The organism is Methylobacillus flagellatus KT, assembly GCF_000013705.1.
Taxonomy (GTDB): Bacteria; Pseudomonadota; Gammaproteobacteria; order Burkholderiales; family Methylophilaceae; genus Methylobacillus; species Methylobacillus flagellatus.
Window position 1 is genome coordinate 942,012 of the sequence record NC_007947.1, and the last position, 14,572, is coordinate 956,583.

Consider the following 14,572-nt stretch of genomic DNA (forward strand, 5'->3'; position numbering starts at 1 on the left):
ATCATTATTTTAAATATAACCATATTACGGCAATTTGTTGTCAGTATTTAAGTATTTCGTGAATTGAATGAAAAATTCTATGTGATGGATACGATGCACGCCGCTAAAATGCGCACATGAATCATCAAGTGCTTACCTCTCCCTTACCGGGAAGCAAAACAGAATTACGGCAAGCGGCACTGATGTTGCTCTGTGAATGTGACCCGGTACGCAAGTCTCAAGACGTGGCAGCCCTGCAAGCAGCCTGGAATGAAGGAAGCGTGAGCTTGGTGCCTGAGCTGCATTTGAATGCTCCCGGCAATATTCCGGGTCGTCCGGAAAAACCGGAGCTGGTAGCCCCTCAAGCATTGGGGCGACGCTCAATGAGGACTGAGCAAGGCAGGGCCGCGCTTATTCATGCTTTATCCCACATTGAGTTTAACGCGATCAATTTGGCTTTGGATGCTATATGGCGCTTTTCCGCCATGCCGGCACAATATTATGTGGACTGGCTGAAGATTGCAGCAGAAGAGGCGTTGCACTTCACCATGCTGCATGACCACTTACAAAGCCTAGGCTATCGTTACGGTGATTTCACCGGGCACGATAGCCTATGGGAGATGGTAGCGAAAACCAGCGACGATGTGTTGGCGCGCATGGCTTTGGTACCGCGTACCCTGGAGGCACGTGGACTCGATGCCTCGCCGCCTTTGCGGGCCAAGCTGGCCCAGGCTGGCGACCTCAAGGCGGCAGCCATTCTTGATATCCTCCTGCGTGACGAAATTGGTCATGTAGCAATTGGCAACCGCTGGTATGGCTGGCTGTGCGAGCAGCGGGGATTGGAGCCCGTCTCCACTTATGCCCGGCTTACCGCGCAATACCAGGCTCCCAAGCTGCGCGGCCCGTTCAATTTCCCGGCACGCCGGGCAGCCGGCTTCAGCGAAGCCGAACTGGCGCTGATGGCCGAGCGTCGGGAGTAGCAAGGCACAGATTGAAGGATGGCTCACTTTTGCTAGCAGTTCTAAAGCGCTACCTACATTAGATTCATTGCACGCATCCGCCGGTACAGCGTATTGCGGCTGATACCGAGCTGCCGCGCCACTGCAGAGACATTGCCGGCATGCGATTGCATGGCCGCCTTGATGGCCTCCGCCGTCAGTTTGCTCAATGAAAGCGCCGCGTCTTCCTCAACGCCGTTTTTCATGTCGTCGAGAAAGTCCTGCGTCAAGTGCATCATGGAGATGGGGCTTGCTCCCGACAGTGCCAGTGCCGTACGCAGCACATTATGCAATTGGCGGACATTGCCTGGCCAAGGGTGAGACTTGAATAACGCCATGACCTCCCGGTCTATCGTCTTGCCTGCGGCATTCTCTGTCTGCAGGATGGTGTTGATCAGTGCAGGCAAATCCTGGCGCTGCCGCAGTGCAGGCAGGGTGGCGGTGAGGCCGTTCAGGCGATAGTAGAGGTCGCGGCGGAATTCGCCGCGCTCGACCTTCTCGCGCAGTTTCTGGTTGGTGGCGCTCAACAGCGCGAAATTGACGGGCTTGGGTTTGGTGCTACCCAGGGGCGTGACGCTGCGTTCCTGCAATACCCGCAGCAAGCGCGCTTGCAAGGCTAGCGGCATGTCGCCGATTTCATCCAGGAACAGGGTACCGCCGTCGGCCTGCTCCAGTTTGCCCACGCTGCCCTTGCGGCGCGCCCCGGTAAAGGCGCCTTCCTCGTAACCGAATAGTTCTGATTCAATCAGGCCTTCTGGCAAGGCTGCGCAGTTGACGGCAACCCATGGACCCCGGCTGCGGGTGCTGGCTTCGTGGATGGCCCGTGCGAACAACTCCTTGCCTACGCCGGTTTCACCCTCGATCAGGATGGGAATGTCCTGATCGAGGACAAGCTCTACCTGGCTGATGATGCGGGCAACGCGCGGGTCGCCGGTATTCAGCATCTGCAGGCTGGCAGCGCAATGCCGTTCGCTGGCCGAGGAGTTGGTGGCCCCAGGCTGGCGGACGCCAGGTGCTTGTCGCAACGTCATGCGCGCGTAAAGCCGCGCTTCCCGCGTAGTATAAAGCGGTGTTACCAGTGAACTTCCCTGCGCCGCCTGCATCAGCGATTCCGGCCTGCAGGCAAACAATTCGCTGAATAGCGAGTCTTCCAGTTTCTCATGTGTGATGCCGAGCTGGAACTGGCCACTGCGATTCAGTGCCATTAGTCGGTGCCGATCGTCGAAGATGGCAATGCCTTCCCACAATGTGCCGATGAATTCCGGCCGGGCATGAAAATGCAGTGAATACGCCCCGGCATGGCTGGCGATGAACAGCCGGTTCTCGATCATTTGCGCCGACATGCGCACCAGTGCCAGGGTATGCTGCTGCGGCATGCTGGCGTCTGTCGACACGTCCAGCGTGCCCATTATCTGGTTGCGCGCGTTCAGTATGGGCACTGCCGAGCAAGCCAACACATGATTGCGTTCGAGGAAATGTTCCGCGCCTTGTACCGTCATGGGGGAACGTTCCACCAACGCCGTGCCGATGGCATTGGTGCCGCGCAGGCTTTCCTGCCAGGATGAGCCGGGAATCAGGGCCACGCGCTGGGCATCATCAAGAAATTCGCTATTGCCTTGGCTATGCAGGATGAAGCCCTGGGCGTCGGTCAGCACGATTACGCTGCGCGTATGGCTGATCTGCGCGTTGAGGCTTTCCATTTCAGGCCTGGCGTGCGATAGCAGTAACTGATTGGCTTCCTGCTTTTCCAGCAGTTCCTGTTGGGTCAGTATTTCGGTGCGCACTGGAGCGCCAGCTTCCATGCCGTTTTCCACACACCTGCGCCAGGAGCGCTCGATTTCCTTGGAAACGCTGCCTTTTTCCACGGCACCATGCGCAAGGAATTGGCTTTTTGCATCCAGAAACCGAGGCCCGTCAGGATAAGGATTATGCATGGGTTAAGTCCCTGATTGTATGGGGTTGAACTAGTGTGTTAGGCAATTTAGCACCTGTTCACGGATGACACAACTTTTCCTGAGGCTGGTGTGGCGGCATGCACGCGCAAGGCTAGCAATCGTGCTGGGAAATCCCTTGCCCCGTCTTGGTTTCGGCATCTTCTCAGAGGTCAGAGGATTGGCGTGGGATCGGGCAGGTGGCGGCGCTACCTGGGTGTTGTGACTAGTCCCGCATTCATTCAGGGGTCACGGCGGGGGAAGAAACTCGCTGCATTCATGTTTGCTCATTATTGATTGGGGAGTTGTGATGAAGTTGAAATCCGTTGTTCGAAATCGATTCGCCATTGCTGCATGGTTGTTGGCAGCCATTGGCGTGCAGCCGGTGGCTGCGGTATCCGCTGCCACTGCGGCGCCTACCCAATGGTCTTTTGGCATCCTTGCTGATACCCAGGGGGCAAGCGATCCGCGAGGTGTTTCCGTCAGGCTGATGCAGCCAGTCATTGACCGCTTCGCCAACCACCACGACATTGACTTGCTCATTTCCATCGGCGATCTGACCGAGGACGGTACCGTCGCTGAGTTCAACACTTGGAAGCAGGCCGCAAAGCCATTGACCGATGCCGGCATTCCGCTTTATCTGACGCGCGGCAATCATGATGTCCGCGCCGAAAGCAGTACCGTAGGTATCGATCCTTTGCTCGGTCCTTCCACTTCCCGAGGTACCGAGGTCTGGTCCGCAACCTTTCCTGAACTGAGCGGACCCAACGTGACCGCTGGACCAGGCGCATCCTACTCGTTCACCTATAACAACACGCGTTTCGTTTCGCTCGACCTTTACGGCGCAATGCCTAGCGAGCTCGTTGGCTGGGCAGCCAGCCAGCAGAAAGGTAGCCATGACCATATGTTCGTCTTTGCCCATGAGCCTTTCTTCGGGCGTGCGCGGGAAGGCGTAATCGGCGATGACCCGCTGCGGATGCAGATACTCTCGCAATTGAGCAGCAATGGGGTTGATGCCTATTTGAGCGGGCATGACCACCAGTACAGCCGCTCGGCTGCTGTCGATGGCCAGGACGTATTGCTTCACCACTTCGTCGCGGGTTCTAACGCCGAGAAATATTATCGGTTCGAGAATGAATTCAATGTTGGAGAGGAAGTTGGTGCCGCACTGGAAAACAATAAGGTTGGCTACAGCGTCGTCGATATCGATGGGCCCTTCGTGACCTTCACCTATTACTCGGCGACTCCACCAGCTTCATCGGATTTCCTGGAAACTTGGGAGCCAGAGTGGGCCGTGGCTGACCGTACGACCTTCTCGACCAACGGCCACTCCTATGGCATCAACGCAGGTGAGTCCTACGCTGGTCTGGACAGTTCGATTGCAGCGGGCGATGGATTCATCGGTACGCAGGCAGAAATCCTGGCCGGACAAAATCTCGATGGACGCACCGTGACCACTGAGCCTGATTCCGGCGATGGCATCACCCAGAAACTTGGCAATATCGTCAACTTCGGCTGGCGGGCGAATACGGACGGCCTGCACAGCGATATCCTCTACCTGGGTGGTATGGATGACCAGCTTGATGGTGTTGCCGATCCTTTCGTGCTCGCCCTGAGCTATGGCGAGGATGTGGCAGTCGACGAATCATTGCTGCGCCTGATGTATCTGGTGGATGGTGAGTGGGTATTGGCAGTGGAAGCCAACACAGAGGGGACGCCGTTCTTTGTCTCAGGTGCTTGGAATGCCACCTATGGCCTGGGGACGTATGGCGTGGATACTGTCAACAACCAGGTATGGGCGGTGATTGACCGCAACGGGCAGTTCGCTGTGGCTGCCGTGCCTGAGCCTTCTGCAATGGCACTGATGCTGTGCGGACTTGGACTGTTGGTGCCACTGGCAGCGCGACGTCGGCGCAGCTGAGTGGAGAATACCGGCGCTCTCAAGCCAGATAAAACAAGGGCTGCTGTGGCAGTCCTTGTTTTTTGTCCAACCTGTGCGGTTGTGACCGTGGGACCAGTGGCACATGCCGGGCTGGAAGGCATCATTGTGCAACATAGCTGACGTTCACGTTCTCAGCCGCGTCAGGCTGCGTTTGCGGTGTGATGCTGAGGATGAAGCTGGAAGTGCTAGTCGCCAGTGTTGGCGGCAAGGATACACTGAAGCGGATAGCATAGGATTTGCCTCAGGAATAGTGATTTCACTATTGCCCTTGAAGCTGCCTGCCGGAAGTCCATGCGCCTTGATGTAGTAGGTTTCCGTATTGCCTGACTTATTCGTGATGCGCAGCTCGTAACGGTTGCGCAGGCTGCCGTCGGCAAGTTGGATGACTAGCGGCTGCCGCTGTTGTTGCACGATGGCAGTAAACGGCGTAAGCGTGCTGATGGAGTGCCAGGTGAAGGCAATGCTGGCAATCAGTAGGCCAACGTAGCCGAACCGTTTGGCCCTGGCCAGTCGTTTCATGCGGACATCTGGTTCCTGGATATTTTCATCACGGTCGAAACGGATCAGGCCATGAGGTAGCTTGAGGCGGTCCATGATCTGGTTGCAGGCATCCACGCACAAGCCGCACGAAATGCAGCCAATCTGGAACCCCTTGCGGATGTCCACGCCTGTTGGGCAAACATTCACACAGTAATTGCAGTCTATGCAGTCGCCAAAACCTTGCTGGCGACGGCTTTCCACAGTCTTGAGCTCGGCGGTGGGTGCTTTGCGCCCACGGCGGCCTTCGCCGCGCACCCAGTCGTAAATGACCGTGACGGTGGCGGGATCCTGCATTACTCCCTGGAACTTGCCATAAGGGCAGGCCACGAAGCATACGTCTTCGCGTGCAAACCCGGCGGCCACATAGGTCGTGGCGGTCAGGACAGCGATGGTGATATAAGCCGCCACCGCTGCTTCTCCTGCAAATACCTGCCTGAATAACATCCCTGCCTCGGCAAAATAGAGGGTGAAAGTGAGGGCTGTGGCGAACGACAGCATCAACCACAGTGCATGGGTGCTGCCGAGCAGGATGGCTTTTCGCGGGCTCCAGGGGGCTTGCTGCAGGCGCTTCCTGGCCGGGGCTTCGCCTTGTATCCATTTTTCGATGAAGAGAAAAGCATCCGTCCATAGGGTCTGGAAACAGAAAAATCCGCAGAATACCCGCCCGAACATGGCGGCGGAAACAAACAGCAGGCTGGCGGCTACCACGAGGATGCCCACGAGCACCATCAAGTCCTGAGGGTAGAGGATGAGGTTGAAGATATGGAAGCGCCTGTTCCCGATATCGAAAAGTAATGCTTGGCCAACCTGGTTGGGCCATGGCAGCCAGGGCAGCAGGAAATAGACAGCAAAAGCGATATTGAGGATGATGGATTTCAGGGTGCGGTAACGCCCCTTGACCGAATAAGGCACGATGGGAATGACTTTTCGCGAGGCGGCGGGGCGGGAAATGGTAGCTTCTGCTTGCATGACAATTCCTGAATGAACGATGCTATGCAAAATTGTGAAGAAGCAGGTAGTCCTATAACAGATTCAGATGGTAATGAATTTATAGTGTCAGATTGCCGGAGCGGGCTGCAGTTCCTGCATTGGGTCAAATAATCAAAGCTGCGGCCACCTGACGGCTTTCCGCCATCAGGATATTGTAGGTGCGGCAGGCTGCTTCTGTGGTCATGCATTCCATGCTGATGCCGGCTACGACGAGGTCGCGGCCAATGGATGGATGCAGAAAGCGGTGCCTGCTGCCCGTGCCGAGCAGGATCAGCTCAGGCTTGAGTGCCAGCAATGCCTGGAAATGGGTTGGCTGTAATTGGTCGAAGTCTTCAACCGGCCAGGCAGGCAGCAGGCTGCCTGGCAATACGATCAGGCTGTGTTCGTGGCGCTGATGGTTGATTTCAACCCAGCCGTCGCCGTAACCAGTGATCAAATGGCTGCCCGCAGCCTGTGTCAGGTGCAATTTCATAAGCAGAGGTGTCGAATAATCAAGAAAGTCTTTTGGGGCGCCATGCTTCAATTGCATGTCAACTCAATGTAAGATAGCACATTTTCCCCAACCGGAATTTGCAGGTCGCCATGCAAGAAATTTCCAAGTCCAGCAAGCTCAGCAACGTATGCTACGACATTCGTGGCCCGGTGCTGGACCGAGCGCGGCAGATGGAGGAGGACGGGCACCGCATCATCAAGCTCAATATCGGCAATCCTGCGCCTTTTGGTTTTGCCGCGCCCGAGGAAATCCTGCAGGACGTGATTCGCAACATGGATTCCGCTTCCGGTTATACGGATTCCAAGGGTCTGTTCGCCGCACGTAAGGCGATTATGCATTACACCCAGCAGAAGAATATCCAGGGTGTGACCATCGATGACATCATCATCGGCAATGGCGTTTCCGAGCTGATCGTCATGGCCATGCAGGCATTGCTCAACAACGGTGACCAGGTACTGGTGCCGATGCCTGATTATCCGTTGTGGACTGCGGCAGTGAACCTGGCGGGCGGGACGGCGCGGCACTATGTCTGCGACGAGCAGACTGGCTGGCTACCCGACCTCCGGGATATCGAGAACAAAATCACGGCGAATACGCGCGGCATCGTCATTATCAACCCGAACAACCCGACGGGTGCCTTGTATCCGCGGGAAACGCTGGAAGGCATCATCGAGATCGCACGCCATCACGGCCTGGTGATTTTCGCGGACGAAATCTACGACAAGGTATTGTTCGACGGCAATACGCACACCTCGATTGCTTCATTGGCTGATGATGTGCTGTTCGTGACCTTCAACGGTCTGTCCAAGAATTATCGTACCTGCGGTTACCGCGCCGGTTGGCTGGTGATCTCGGGAGAGAAGCGGCATGCGGGAGACTACATCGAGGGGTTGAACATGCTGGCTTCGATGCGCCTGTGCGCCAATGTGCCCGGGCAGTTGGCGATCCAGACCGCGCTGGGCGGCTACCAGAGCATAGACGACCTTGTGGCGCCGACCGGCCGGTTATGCAAGCAGCGCGACCTTGCCTACAAGATGCTGACCGATATTCCTGGTGTAAGTTGCGTCAAGCCCAAGGCTGGCCTGTACCTGTTTCCGCGCCTTGATCCCAAAATATATCCCATCCAGGATGACCAGCAATTCATCCTCGACCTGTTGCTGGAGGAGAAAGTCCTGCTGGTGCAGGGCACGGGCTTCAACTGGCGCGCGCCGGATCATTTCCGCGTCGTGTTCCTGCCGAATGTGGATGACCTCACCGAGGCATTTACCCGAATTGCCCGCTTCCTGGAAAATTACCGCAAGCAGCACAGCACCATCACCATAGTGGAAGGCAAAGCCTCGAAAGAGGCACAAACAACCTCCCAAAGCGCGTCGGCATGACGGCGCTGTCGCTGTACAAGATTGAATAAAGCAAGATAACTGGAAACCTGAATGAAACCCATCAATGTTGGCCTGCTTGGCATCGGTACTGTCGGTGGCGGCACCTATACCGTTCTTACACGCAATCAGGAAGAAATCGCGCGCCGTGCTGGTCGCCCGATTGCCATCACGCGCGTTGCCGACCGCAATCTGGAATTGGCCCGCAAGGTCACGGCAGGTCAAGTTGACGTGACTGACGACGCATTTGCCGTGGTGGCAGATCCCAGCATCGACATCGTGGTCGAGCTGATCGGCGGGTGCACTGTCGCACGCGAATTGGTGATGAAGGCGATCGAACATGGCAAGCATGTGGTCACCGCCAACAAGGCGCTGATCGCGTTGCACGGTAACGAGATTTTTGCCGCGGCGCAGCAGAAGGGGGTGATCGTTGCTTTTGAAGCTGCGGTGGCAGGGGGTATTCCCATCATCAAGGCCGTACGCGAGGGCCTGGCCGCCAACCGTATCGAGTGGATTGCGGGCATCATCAACGGTACCACCAATTTCATCCTCTCGGAAATGCGTGAGAAGGGGCTGGCCTTTGCTGATGTGCTCAAGGAGGCGCAGCGCCTGGGCTATGCCGAGGCCGACCCGACCTTCGACGTTGAGGGTGTGGATGCGGCGCACAAGCTCATGATCCTGGCTGCAATTGGCTTCGGTATCCCGATGCAGTTCGACAAGGCCTATGTTGAAGGCATCAGCAAGCTGGACTCCATTGATATCCGTTATGCGGAAGAGCTGGGCTACCGCGTCAAGCTGCTTGGCATTACCAAGCGCACCAGCCAAGGCGTGGAGCTGCGCGTGCACCCGACCTTGATCCCCGAAAAGCGCCTGATTGCCAATGTCAACGGCGCCATGAATGCGGTGCTGGTGAAGGGGGACGCGGTTGGGCCTACCTTGTATTACGGCGCAGGCGCAGGTGCCGAGCCCACCGCTAGCGCCGTGGTGGCTGATATTGTCGACGTAACGCGCACACACACGACCGATGTGCACCAACGCGTCCCTCACCTGGCGTTCCAACCCGACCAGCTCGTGGATTTGCCCATCCTGGCAATCGGCGAGGTGAGCAGCGCTTATTACCTGCGGCTGCGCGCGGTGGACAAGCCAGGCGTGCTGGCCGATGTGACCCGCATCCTGGGTGACCGCCAGATTTCGATTGATGCCATGATCCAGAAAGAACCACAGGAAGGCGAAGACCAGGCCGATATCATCATCCTGACCCATGTCACGGCCGAGAAGAACATGGATGACGCGATTGCCGCCATCGAGGCATTGCCTGCCATTTCCGGCAGCGTGACCCGCTTGCGTATGGAAGAGCTGAGCCGATAACTTGAGAAAGGGTTGCAGGTAGCGCAGTTGCTGCCTGCATCAGTTGTGCCATGAGATATATTTCCACCCGCGGGCAATCGCCCGCACAGTCGTTTACTGAAATCCTGCTTGGCGGCCTGGCGCCCGATGGCGGCCTCTATTTGCCCGAGCAATATCCGCAATTCAGCCAGGACGAGCTGAATGCGATGCGCGGCATGCATTACCGCGACCTGGCGTTCACCATCCTCTCGCGCCTGATCGATGATATTCCTGCTGCTGACCTGCGCGCCATTATCGACAAGACCTATCGTGCGGATGTCTATGCCTATGCGCGCGCTGGACAGAATGCCGAGGACATCACTCCCACGCTCAAGCTGGAGGACGACCTCTACCTGCTGTCCTTGTCCAATGGCCCGACCCTGGCATTCAAGGACATGGCGATGCAGTTGCTTGGCAACCTGTTCGAATATGTGCTGGCGCAGAAAGGCGAGACGATCAATATCCTCGGCGCAACTTCCGGAGACACCGGTTCTGCTGCGGAATACGCCATGCGCGGCAAGCAGGGTGTCAAGGTGTTCATGCTCTCGCCTTACCAGAAGATGAGCCGTTTCCAGACTGCGCAGATGTTCAGCCTGCAGGATGACAATATTTTCAATATCGCGGTCAAGGGCGTGTTCGACGATTGCCAGGACATCGTCAAGGCCGTGTCCAATGACCATGCCTTCAAGGCAAAGAACAAGATCGGCGCAGTAAACTCCATCAACTGGGCGCGTGTGGCGGCCCAGGTGGTGTATTACTTCAAGGGTTACTTTGCCGTCACCGCGGACAATGCGCAGCGGGTCAGCTTCGCCGTGCCTTCCGGCAACTTCGGCAACGTCTGTGCCGGGCATATCGCCCGCATGATGGGCTTGCCGATTGCCAAGCTGGTAGTGGCGACCAACGAAAACGATGTGCTGGACGAATTCTTCAAGACCGGTGTCTATCGTCCGCGCGGTTCTGCCAATACTTACCACACCTCCAGTCCTTCCATGGATATTTCCAAGGCATCCAATTTCGAGCGCTTCGTCTTCGATCTGGTGGGCCGTGATGCGGCCAAGGTGCGTGAGCTGTGGGGCAAGGTAGATGCGGGTGGCAGCGTCGACCTCAATGAAGGCGGTTGGTTTGCCAAGGTGGCGGATTACGGCTTTGTCTCCGGCAGCAGCAACCACGCCAACCGCATGCAGACCATCAGGGTGACCCATGAGCGCTATGGCGTCACCATCGATACCCATACCGCCGATGGTCTCAAGGTGGCGTTGGAGCAGCGCGAGGCGGGCATTCCGATGCTGGTACTTGAAACCGCGTTGCCGGCCAAATTCGAGGATGCGATTGTCGAGGCGCTGGGCCAGAAGCCCGAACGCCCGCACAGCCTGGAGGGCTTGGAAGCCCTGCCGCAGCGCTTTGAGGTGATGGAGGCCGATGTGGCCGCTATCAAGCAGTTCATTGTCGAGCATGTTTGATCGGGAGAGGGAATGAAGGTCTATCACGACTTGATGCGCCACGTACTGGAGCAGGGCCACAAGAAGGAAGACCGCACCGGCACCGGTACGCTGTCCGTATTCGGCTACCAGATGCGCTTCGACCTGTCCGAGGGCTTTCCGCTGCTGACCACCAAGAAGGTTCACCTGAAGTCCATTATTCATGAGCTGCTCTGGTTTTTGCAGGGCAGTACCAACATTGCCTACCTCAAGGAAAACGGCGTGACCATCTGGGACGAGTGGGCGGATGCCGAGGGCAACCTGGGGCCAGTGTACGGCTACCAGTGGCGCAATTGGCCCAAACCGGATGGAGGCCATATCGATCAGATCAGCGAAGTGATAGCGGCCATCAAGCGTAATCCGGACTCTCGCCGTCTGATTGTGTCCGCATGGAATGTCGCCGATGTTGACAAGATGAAATTGCCGCCTTGCCATGCGTTTTTCCAGTTCTATGTGGCGGATGGCAAGCTTTCGTGCCAGTTGTACCAGCGTAGTGCGGATATCTTTCTCGGCGTACCGTTCAATATCGCCTCCTATGCCTTGCTCACCATGATGGTGGCGCAGGTATGTGATCTCAAGCTTGGCGATTTTGTACATACACTGGGTGATGCGCATATCTATCTCAATCATCTCGAGCAGGTGAAGGAGCAATTGTCGCGTGAGCCTTATCCTCTGCCTGTGATGCGGATCAATCCCGAGGTCAAGGATATCTTTGCTTTCCGTTTCGAGGATTTCACACTGGAGAATTACCAGTCGCATCCCGCTATCAAGGCCCCCGTTGCAGTGTAGTTCCCCGGTTTGAGTCTATGTGGTCGTTTTCCCTTCATGCGCTTGCAATGCGGGCACCGGTGGTCGCGCATTTGTTTTCTGTATCAGGCTGCCAGCGGCATGGTCCGGGAAGGTAGCATTCAATGATGAGTCCCGTGCATCACCAGCCCGTATCGCCCAAATTGCGTAAGGCCCATATCCTGGCTGTGGGCCTCGCCTTGTTGATTGCCACGGTGACGCTGATCAGCATGGAGTATGCTTCGCTCAGGCGCAACATGACCGTCACCATGCAGATCCAGATGCGGATTATGGCAGGCAATATTGCTCAGGCGCTGGTGCGGGGCGAACATGAGGTGGCATCTGAAGTCCTGGCAAGCTTGGCCGAAGCGCCTGAAATCGATACGGCGGTTCTATATGACATGCAACAGAACCGTTTTGCCGAATATGTACGTCCCGGTAGCCTGTCGCGCTTGTTTGACATGATGGTCGCGGACCAGGTACAGCGTCATTCAGACATGCACAAAAGTGAAATATGGCAGCCTGTCGTATATGGCGGCATGCAAGTCGGGATGTTGTACATGCGATCCAATATGAAAGGATTGTATCGCCAGCTGCTTTGGTATGTTGGTACCACGGTAATGGTGATGTTGGTGACTTTGTTTGCCGCTGCCCTGCTGCTCAGCCGATTGCAACGCGCGATGCTCAAGGCCGAAGAGCGGGCGGGTTTTCTGGCCAATTATGATACGGTGACCGATCTTCCCAACCGCCATGCTTTCAGCAGACATTTCCATTTGCTGCTGGAAGGGGCGCGTCATCGGCGTGGCGTATTGGCATTGCTGGTATTTGACCTGGATGATTTCAAGGTGATCAACGATACCCTGGGGCACGATGTCGGGGATAAGCTGCTGCATTTGGTCGCGCAGCGCCTGATGGTCGCAGCAGGCAAGAAAAATACAGTGTATCGCGTGGGTGGGGATGAATTTGCCATGATGCTTGACCAGCCCGCGGATGTCGAGAATGTGGAGGCTGTTGCCAATCGGTTCATTCGAGCGCTGGCGCCGCCTATTGTCTTGAATGACCGCAACTTTTATATCGGTGTCAGCATTGGCGCGAGTATCTATCCTTACGACGGGGAGGATGCCGCCCATTTGCTGCGTGATGCCGATGCAGCCATGTACTATGCCAAGAGCCGCGGCAAAAACAATTTCCAGATGTTCTCTGCAGAAATGCATCACAAGAGCTCGACTCGCTTGCTCCTCGAAACCGAATTGCGCGTCGCGCTGGAAGAAAAACAGTTCGAGCTTTACTATCAGCCGCAGTTCAGTCTGCCGGATTGCAAGCTGGTGGGGGTGGAGGCTTTGATCCGCTGGCATCATCCACAGCGTGGTCTATTGTGCCCAAGTAGCTTTATTCCGGTTGCCGAGGAGACTGGCCTCATCGTGCGCATCGGGGAGTGGGTATTGCGCGAGGCTTGCAGGCAGGCCATGGAGTGGAAGGCGTTGGGAGTGCCACTGCGCATGAGCGTCAACCTCTCGGGGCGCCAGTTCCGCCAAGAGAACCTGGTACAGACCATGACCAAGATCATTGAGCGAACTGGCATGGATAGCAGCCTGCTCGAATTGGAAATTACCGAAACCGTCCTGATGGAAGACGCGGAAGCGACCACTACTCGCCTGGCAGACCTCAAGGCCATGGGCATGCATCTTGCCATCGATGATTTCGGCACAGGTTATTCATCCATGGCATATCTCAAGCGTTTTCCCGTCAGCCGGCTTAAGATAGACCGCAGCTTTATCCGGGATATCCCCAATGATCCCGACGATGTCGCGATTACCACGGCCACTATCCAGATGGCGCACAGCCTGAAGCTTGAGGTCGTGGCAGAAGGCGTGGAGACCAAAGCACAGTTGCAATTCCTGCGGGAGCAGGGAAGCGATATGGTGCAAGGCTATTTATTCAGTCGTCCAGTGAGCGCACGGGAGATGGCAGAGCTTGTCATCACTGGCAAGGGGCATCAGGAAAATGATTTTATCCTGGAGCAATAAGGAATTTGTCCTGAATGCTAATTGTTCGTTTATAATCGCAACATTAGGTTGAATAATGATTATATGGAGATAAATGGTGGGAAAAACCTTAGTTGTGCTTAGTACTTTTGCATTGGCGATATCCAGCAGCTTGGCGATTGCTGATCATCACTTTCCCAAAGGAAAGGTCAGCTTGGAAACCTGCCTGGAAGCGGCGCTCAAGGCTAAACCAGGAACAGTGGTCAAGGTAGAGTACAAGCTGGAAGGCGAGACACCAGTTTATGAATTTGATATTGAGTCTAGCGATAGTACCGCTTGGGATGTAGAATGCGACGCTAATACAGGCAAGATCGTGGAAATAGAGCAAGAGGTCGACTCCGCAGACCATCCTCTGTTCAAGGCCAAACAGAAGGTAAGCGAAGCCGAGGCACGCAAGACAGCCCTTGCTGCGCATCCCGGTGAAATTGTCGAGGTTGAATACGAAATTGAAGAGAATGGCGCAGCCTCCTACGAGTTCGACATCAAGACCAAGGATGGCAAGGAATTCAAGGTCGAAGTGGATGCCTCTACTGGTAAAATCGTTGAAGCCAATCAAGAGTTTTACCAGATTGGCAAGGAATGATAGCTTTTTGACTGGACGGACAGTCGACAACGCTCCTTCGGGGGC

General features: G+C 56.1%; 11 protein-coding genes. 8 read left to right on the forward strand and 3 right to left on the reverse strand.

Features of this window, described 5'->3' with window-relative positions; genetic code table 11:
* The first annotated feature begins 116 nt into the window (after positions 1 to 116).
* Positions 117 to 959, forward strand: a complete 843-nt coding sequence (locus MFLA_RS04605; protein ID WP_011479263.1) for a ferritin-like domain-containing protein — start codon at positions 117 to 119, stop codon at positions 957 to 959.
* 53 nt (positions 960 to 1,012) lie between these two features.
* On the opposite strand, the gene MFLA_RS04610 is transcribed toward MFLA_RS04605, so the two are convergent.
* On the reverse strand, positions 1,013 to 2,911 hold the full coding sequence (locus MFLA_RS04610; RefSeq protein ID WP_011479264.1) for a sigma-54-dependent Fis family transcriptional regulator: 1,899 nt from the start codon (positions 2,909 to 2,911) through the stop codon (positions 1,013 to 1,015).
* Positions 2,912 to 3,218: 307 nt separating this feature from the next.
* On the opposite strand from MFLA_RS04610, the gene MFLA_RS04615 reads away from it, so the two are divergent.
* Positions 3,219 to 4,829: a metallophosphoesterase gene (locus tag MFLA_RS04615; RefSeq protein ID WP_011479265.1), complete on the forward strand. Its 1,611-nt coding sequence runs from the start codon at positions 3,219 to 3,221 to the stop codon at positions 4,827 to 4,829.
* A 144-nt stretch (positions 4,830 to 4,973) separates the two neighbouring features.
* Here the strand turns inward: MFLA_RS04615 and ccoG are convergent, their stop codons facing one another.
* Positions 4,974 to 6,359 carry a cytochrome c oxidase accessory protein CcoG gene (gene ccoG, locus MFLA_RS04620; RefSeq protein WP_011479266.1) on the reverse strand — a complete coding sequence of 462 codons (1,386 nt, stop codon included), beginning with the start codon at positions 6,357 to 6,359 and terminating at the stop codon, positions 4,974 to 4,976.
* Between the two features lie 124 nt (positions 6,360 to 6,483).
* Positions 6,484 to 6,909, reverse strand: a complete 426-nt coding sequence (locus MFLA_RS04625) for an Mth938-like domain-containing protein (RefSeq protein ID WP_011479267.1) — start codon at positions 6,907 to 6,909, stop codon at positions 6,484 to 6,486.
* A 53-nt stretch (positions 6,910 to 6,962) separates the two neighbouring features.
* On the opposite strand from MFLA_RS04625, the gene MFLA_RS04630 reads away from it, so the two are divergent.
* From MFLA_RS04630 to MFLA_RS04655, 6 genes are all read left to right on the forward strand, one after another.
* On the forward strand, positions 6,963 to 8,252 hold the full coding sequence (locus tag MFLA_RS04630; protein ID WP_011479268.1) for a pyridoxal phosphate-dependent aminotransferase: 1,290 nt from the start codon (positions 6,963 to 6,965) through the stop codon (positions 8,250 to 8,252).
* A 51-nt stretch (positions 8,253 to 8,303) separates the two neighbouring features.
* Positions 8,304 to 9,617: a homoserine dehydrogenase gene (locus MFLA_RS04635; protein ID WP_011479269.1), complete on the forward strand. Its 1,314-nt coding sequence runs from the start codon at positions 8,304 to 8,306 to the stop codon at positions 9,615 to 9,617.
* Between the two features lie 50 nt (positions 9,618 to 9,667).
* The gene (gene thrC, locus MFLA_RS04640) at positions 9,668 to 11,095 is read left to right on the forward strand and encodes a threonine synthase (RefSeq protein WP_011479270.1); all 1,428 of its coding nucleotides are present in this window, start codon (positions 9,668 to 9,670) and stop codon (positions 11,093 to 11,095) included.
* 12 nt (positions 11,096 to 11,107) lie between these two features.
* The gene (locus MFLA_RS04645; RefSeq protein WP_011479271.1) at positions 11,108 to 11,902 is read left to right on the forward strand and encodes a thymidylate synthase; all 795 of its coding nucleotides are present in this window, start codon (positions 11,108 to 11,110) and stop codon (positions 11,900 to 11,902) included.
* A gap of 122 nt (positions 11,903 to 12,024) precedes the next feature.
* The gene (locus MFLA_RS04650; RefSeq protein ID WP_011479272.1) at positions 12,025 to 13,926 is read left to right on the forward strand and encodes a putative bifunctional diguanylate cyclase/phosphodiesterase; all 1,902 of its coding nucleotides are present in this window, start codon (positions 12,025 to 12,027) and stop codon (positions 13,924 to 13,926) included.
* A 73-nt stretch (positions 13,927 to 13,999) separates the two neighbouring features.
* Positions 14,000 to 14,527, forward strand: coding sequence for a PepSY domain-containing protein (locus tag MFLA_RS04655; protein WP_011479273.1), 528 nt, complete (start codon positions 14,000 to 14,002; stop codon positions 14,525 to 14,527).
* Positions 14,528 to 14,572 lie beyond the last annotated feature (45 nt).

Bases quoted from the DNA above. Each gene is read 5' to 3' on its own strand.
- MFLA_RS04605 (WP_011479263.1), top strand. From the start codon at position 117: ATGAATCATCAAGTGCTTACCTCTCCCTTACCGGGAAGCAAAACAGAA.
- MFLA_RS04610 (WP_011479264.1), bottom strand. From the start codon at position 2,911: ATGCATAATCCTTATCCTGACGGGCCTCGGTTTCTGGATGCAAAAAGC.
- MFLA_RS04615 (WP_011479265.1), top strand. From the start codon at position 3,219: ATGAAGTTGAAATCCGTTGTTCGAAATCGATTCGCCATTGCTGCATGG.
- ccoG (WP_011479266.1), bottom strand. From the start codon at position 6,359: ATGCAAGCAGAAGCTACCATTTCCCGCCCCGCCGCCTCGCGAAAAGTC.
- MFLA_RS04625 (WP_011479267.1), bottom strand. From the start codon at position 6,909: ATGCAATTGAAGCATGGCGCCCCAAAAGACTTTCTTGATTATTCGACA.
- MFLA_RS04630 (WP_011479268.1), top strand. From the start codon at position 6,963: ATGCAAGAAATTTCCAAGTCCAGCAAGCTCAGCAACGTATGCTACGAC.
- MFLA_RS04635 (WP_011479269.1), top strand. From the start codon at position 8,304: ATGAAACCCATCAATGTTGGCCTGCTTGGCATCGGTACTGTCGGTGGC.
- thrC (WP_011479270.1), top strand. From the start codon at position 9,668: ATGAGATATATTTCCACCCGCGGGCAATCGCCCGCACAGTCGTTTACT.
- MFLA_RS04645 (WP_011479271.1), top strand. From the start codon at position 11,108: ATGAAGGTCTATCACGACTTGATGCGCCACGTACTGGAGCAGGGCCAC.
- MFLA_RS04650 (WP_011479272.1), top strand. From the start codon at position 12,025: ATGATGAGTCCCGTGCATCACCAGCCCGTATCGCCCAAATTGCGTAAG.
- MFLA_RS04655 (WP_011479273.1), top strand. From the start codon at position 14,000: ATGGTGGGAAAAACCTTAGTTGTGCTTAGTACTTTTGCATTGGCGATA.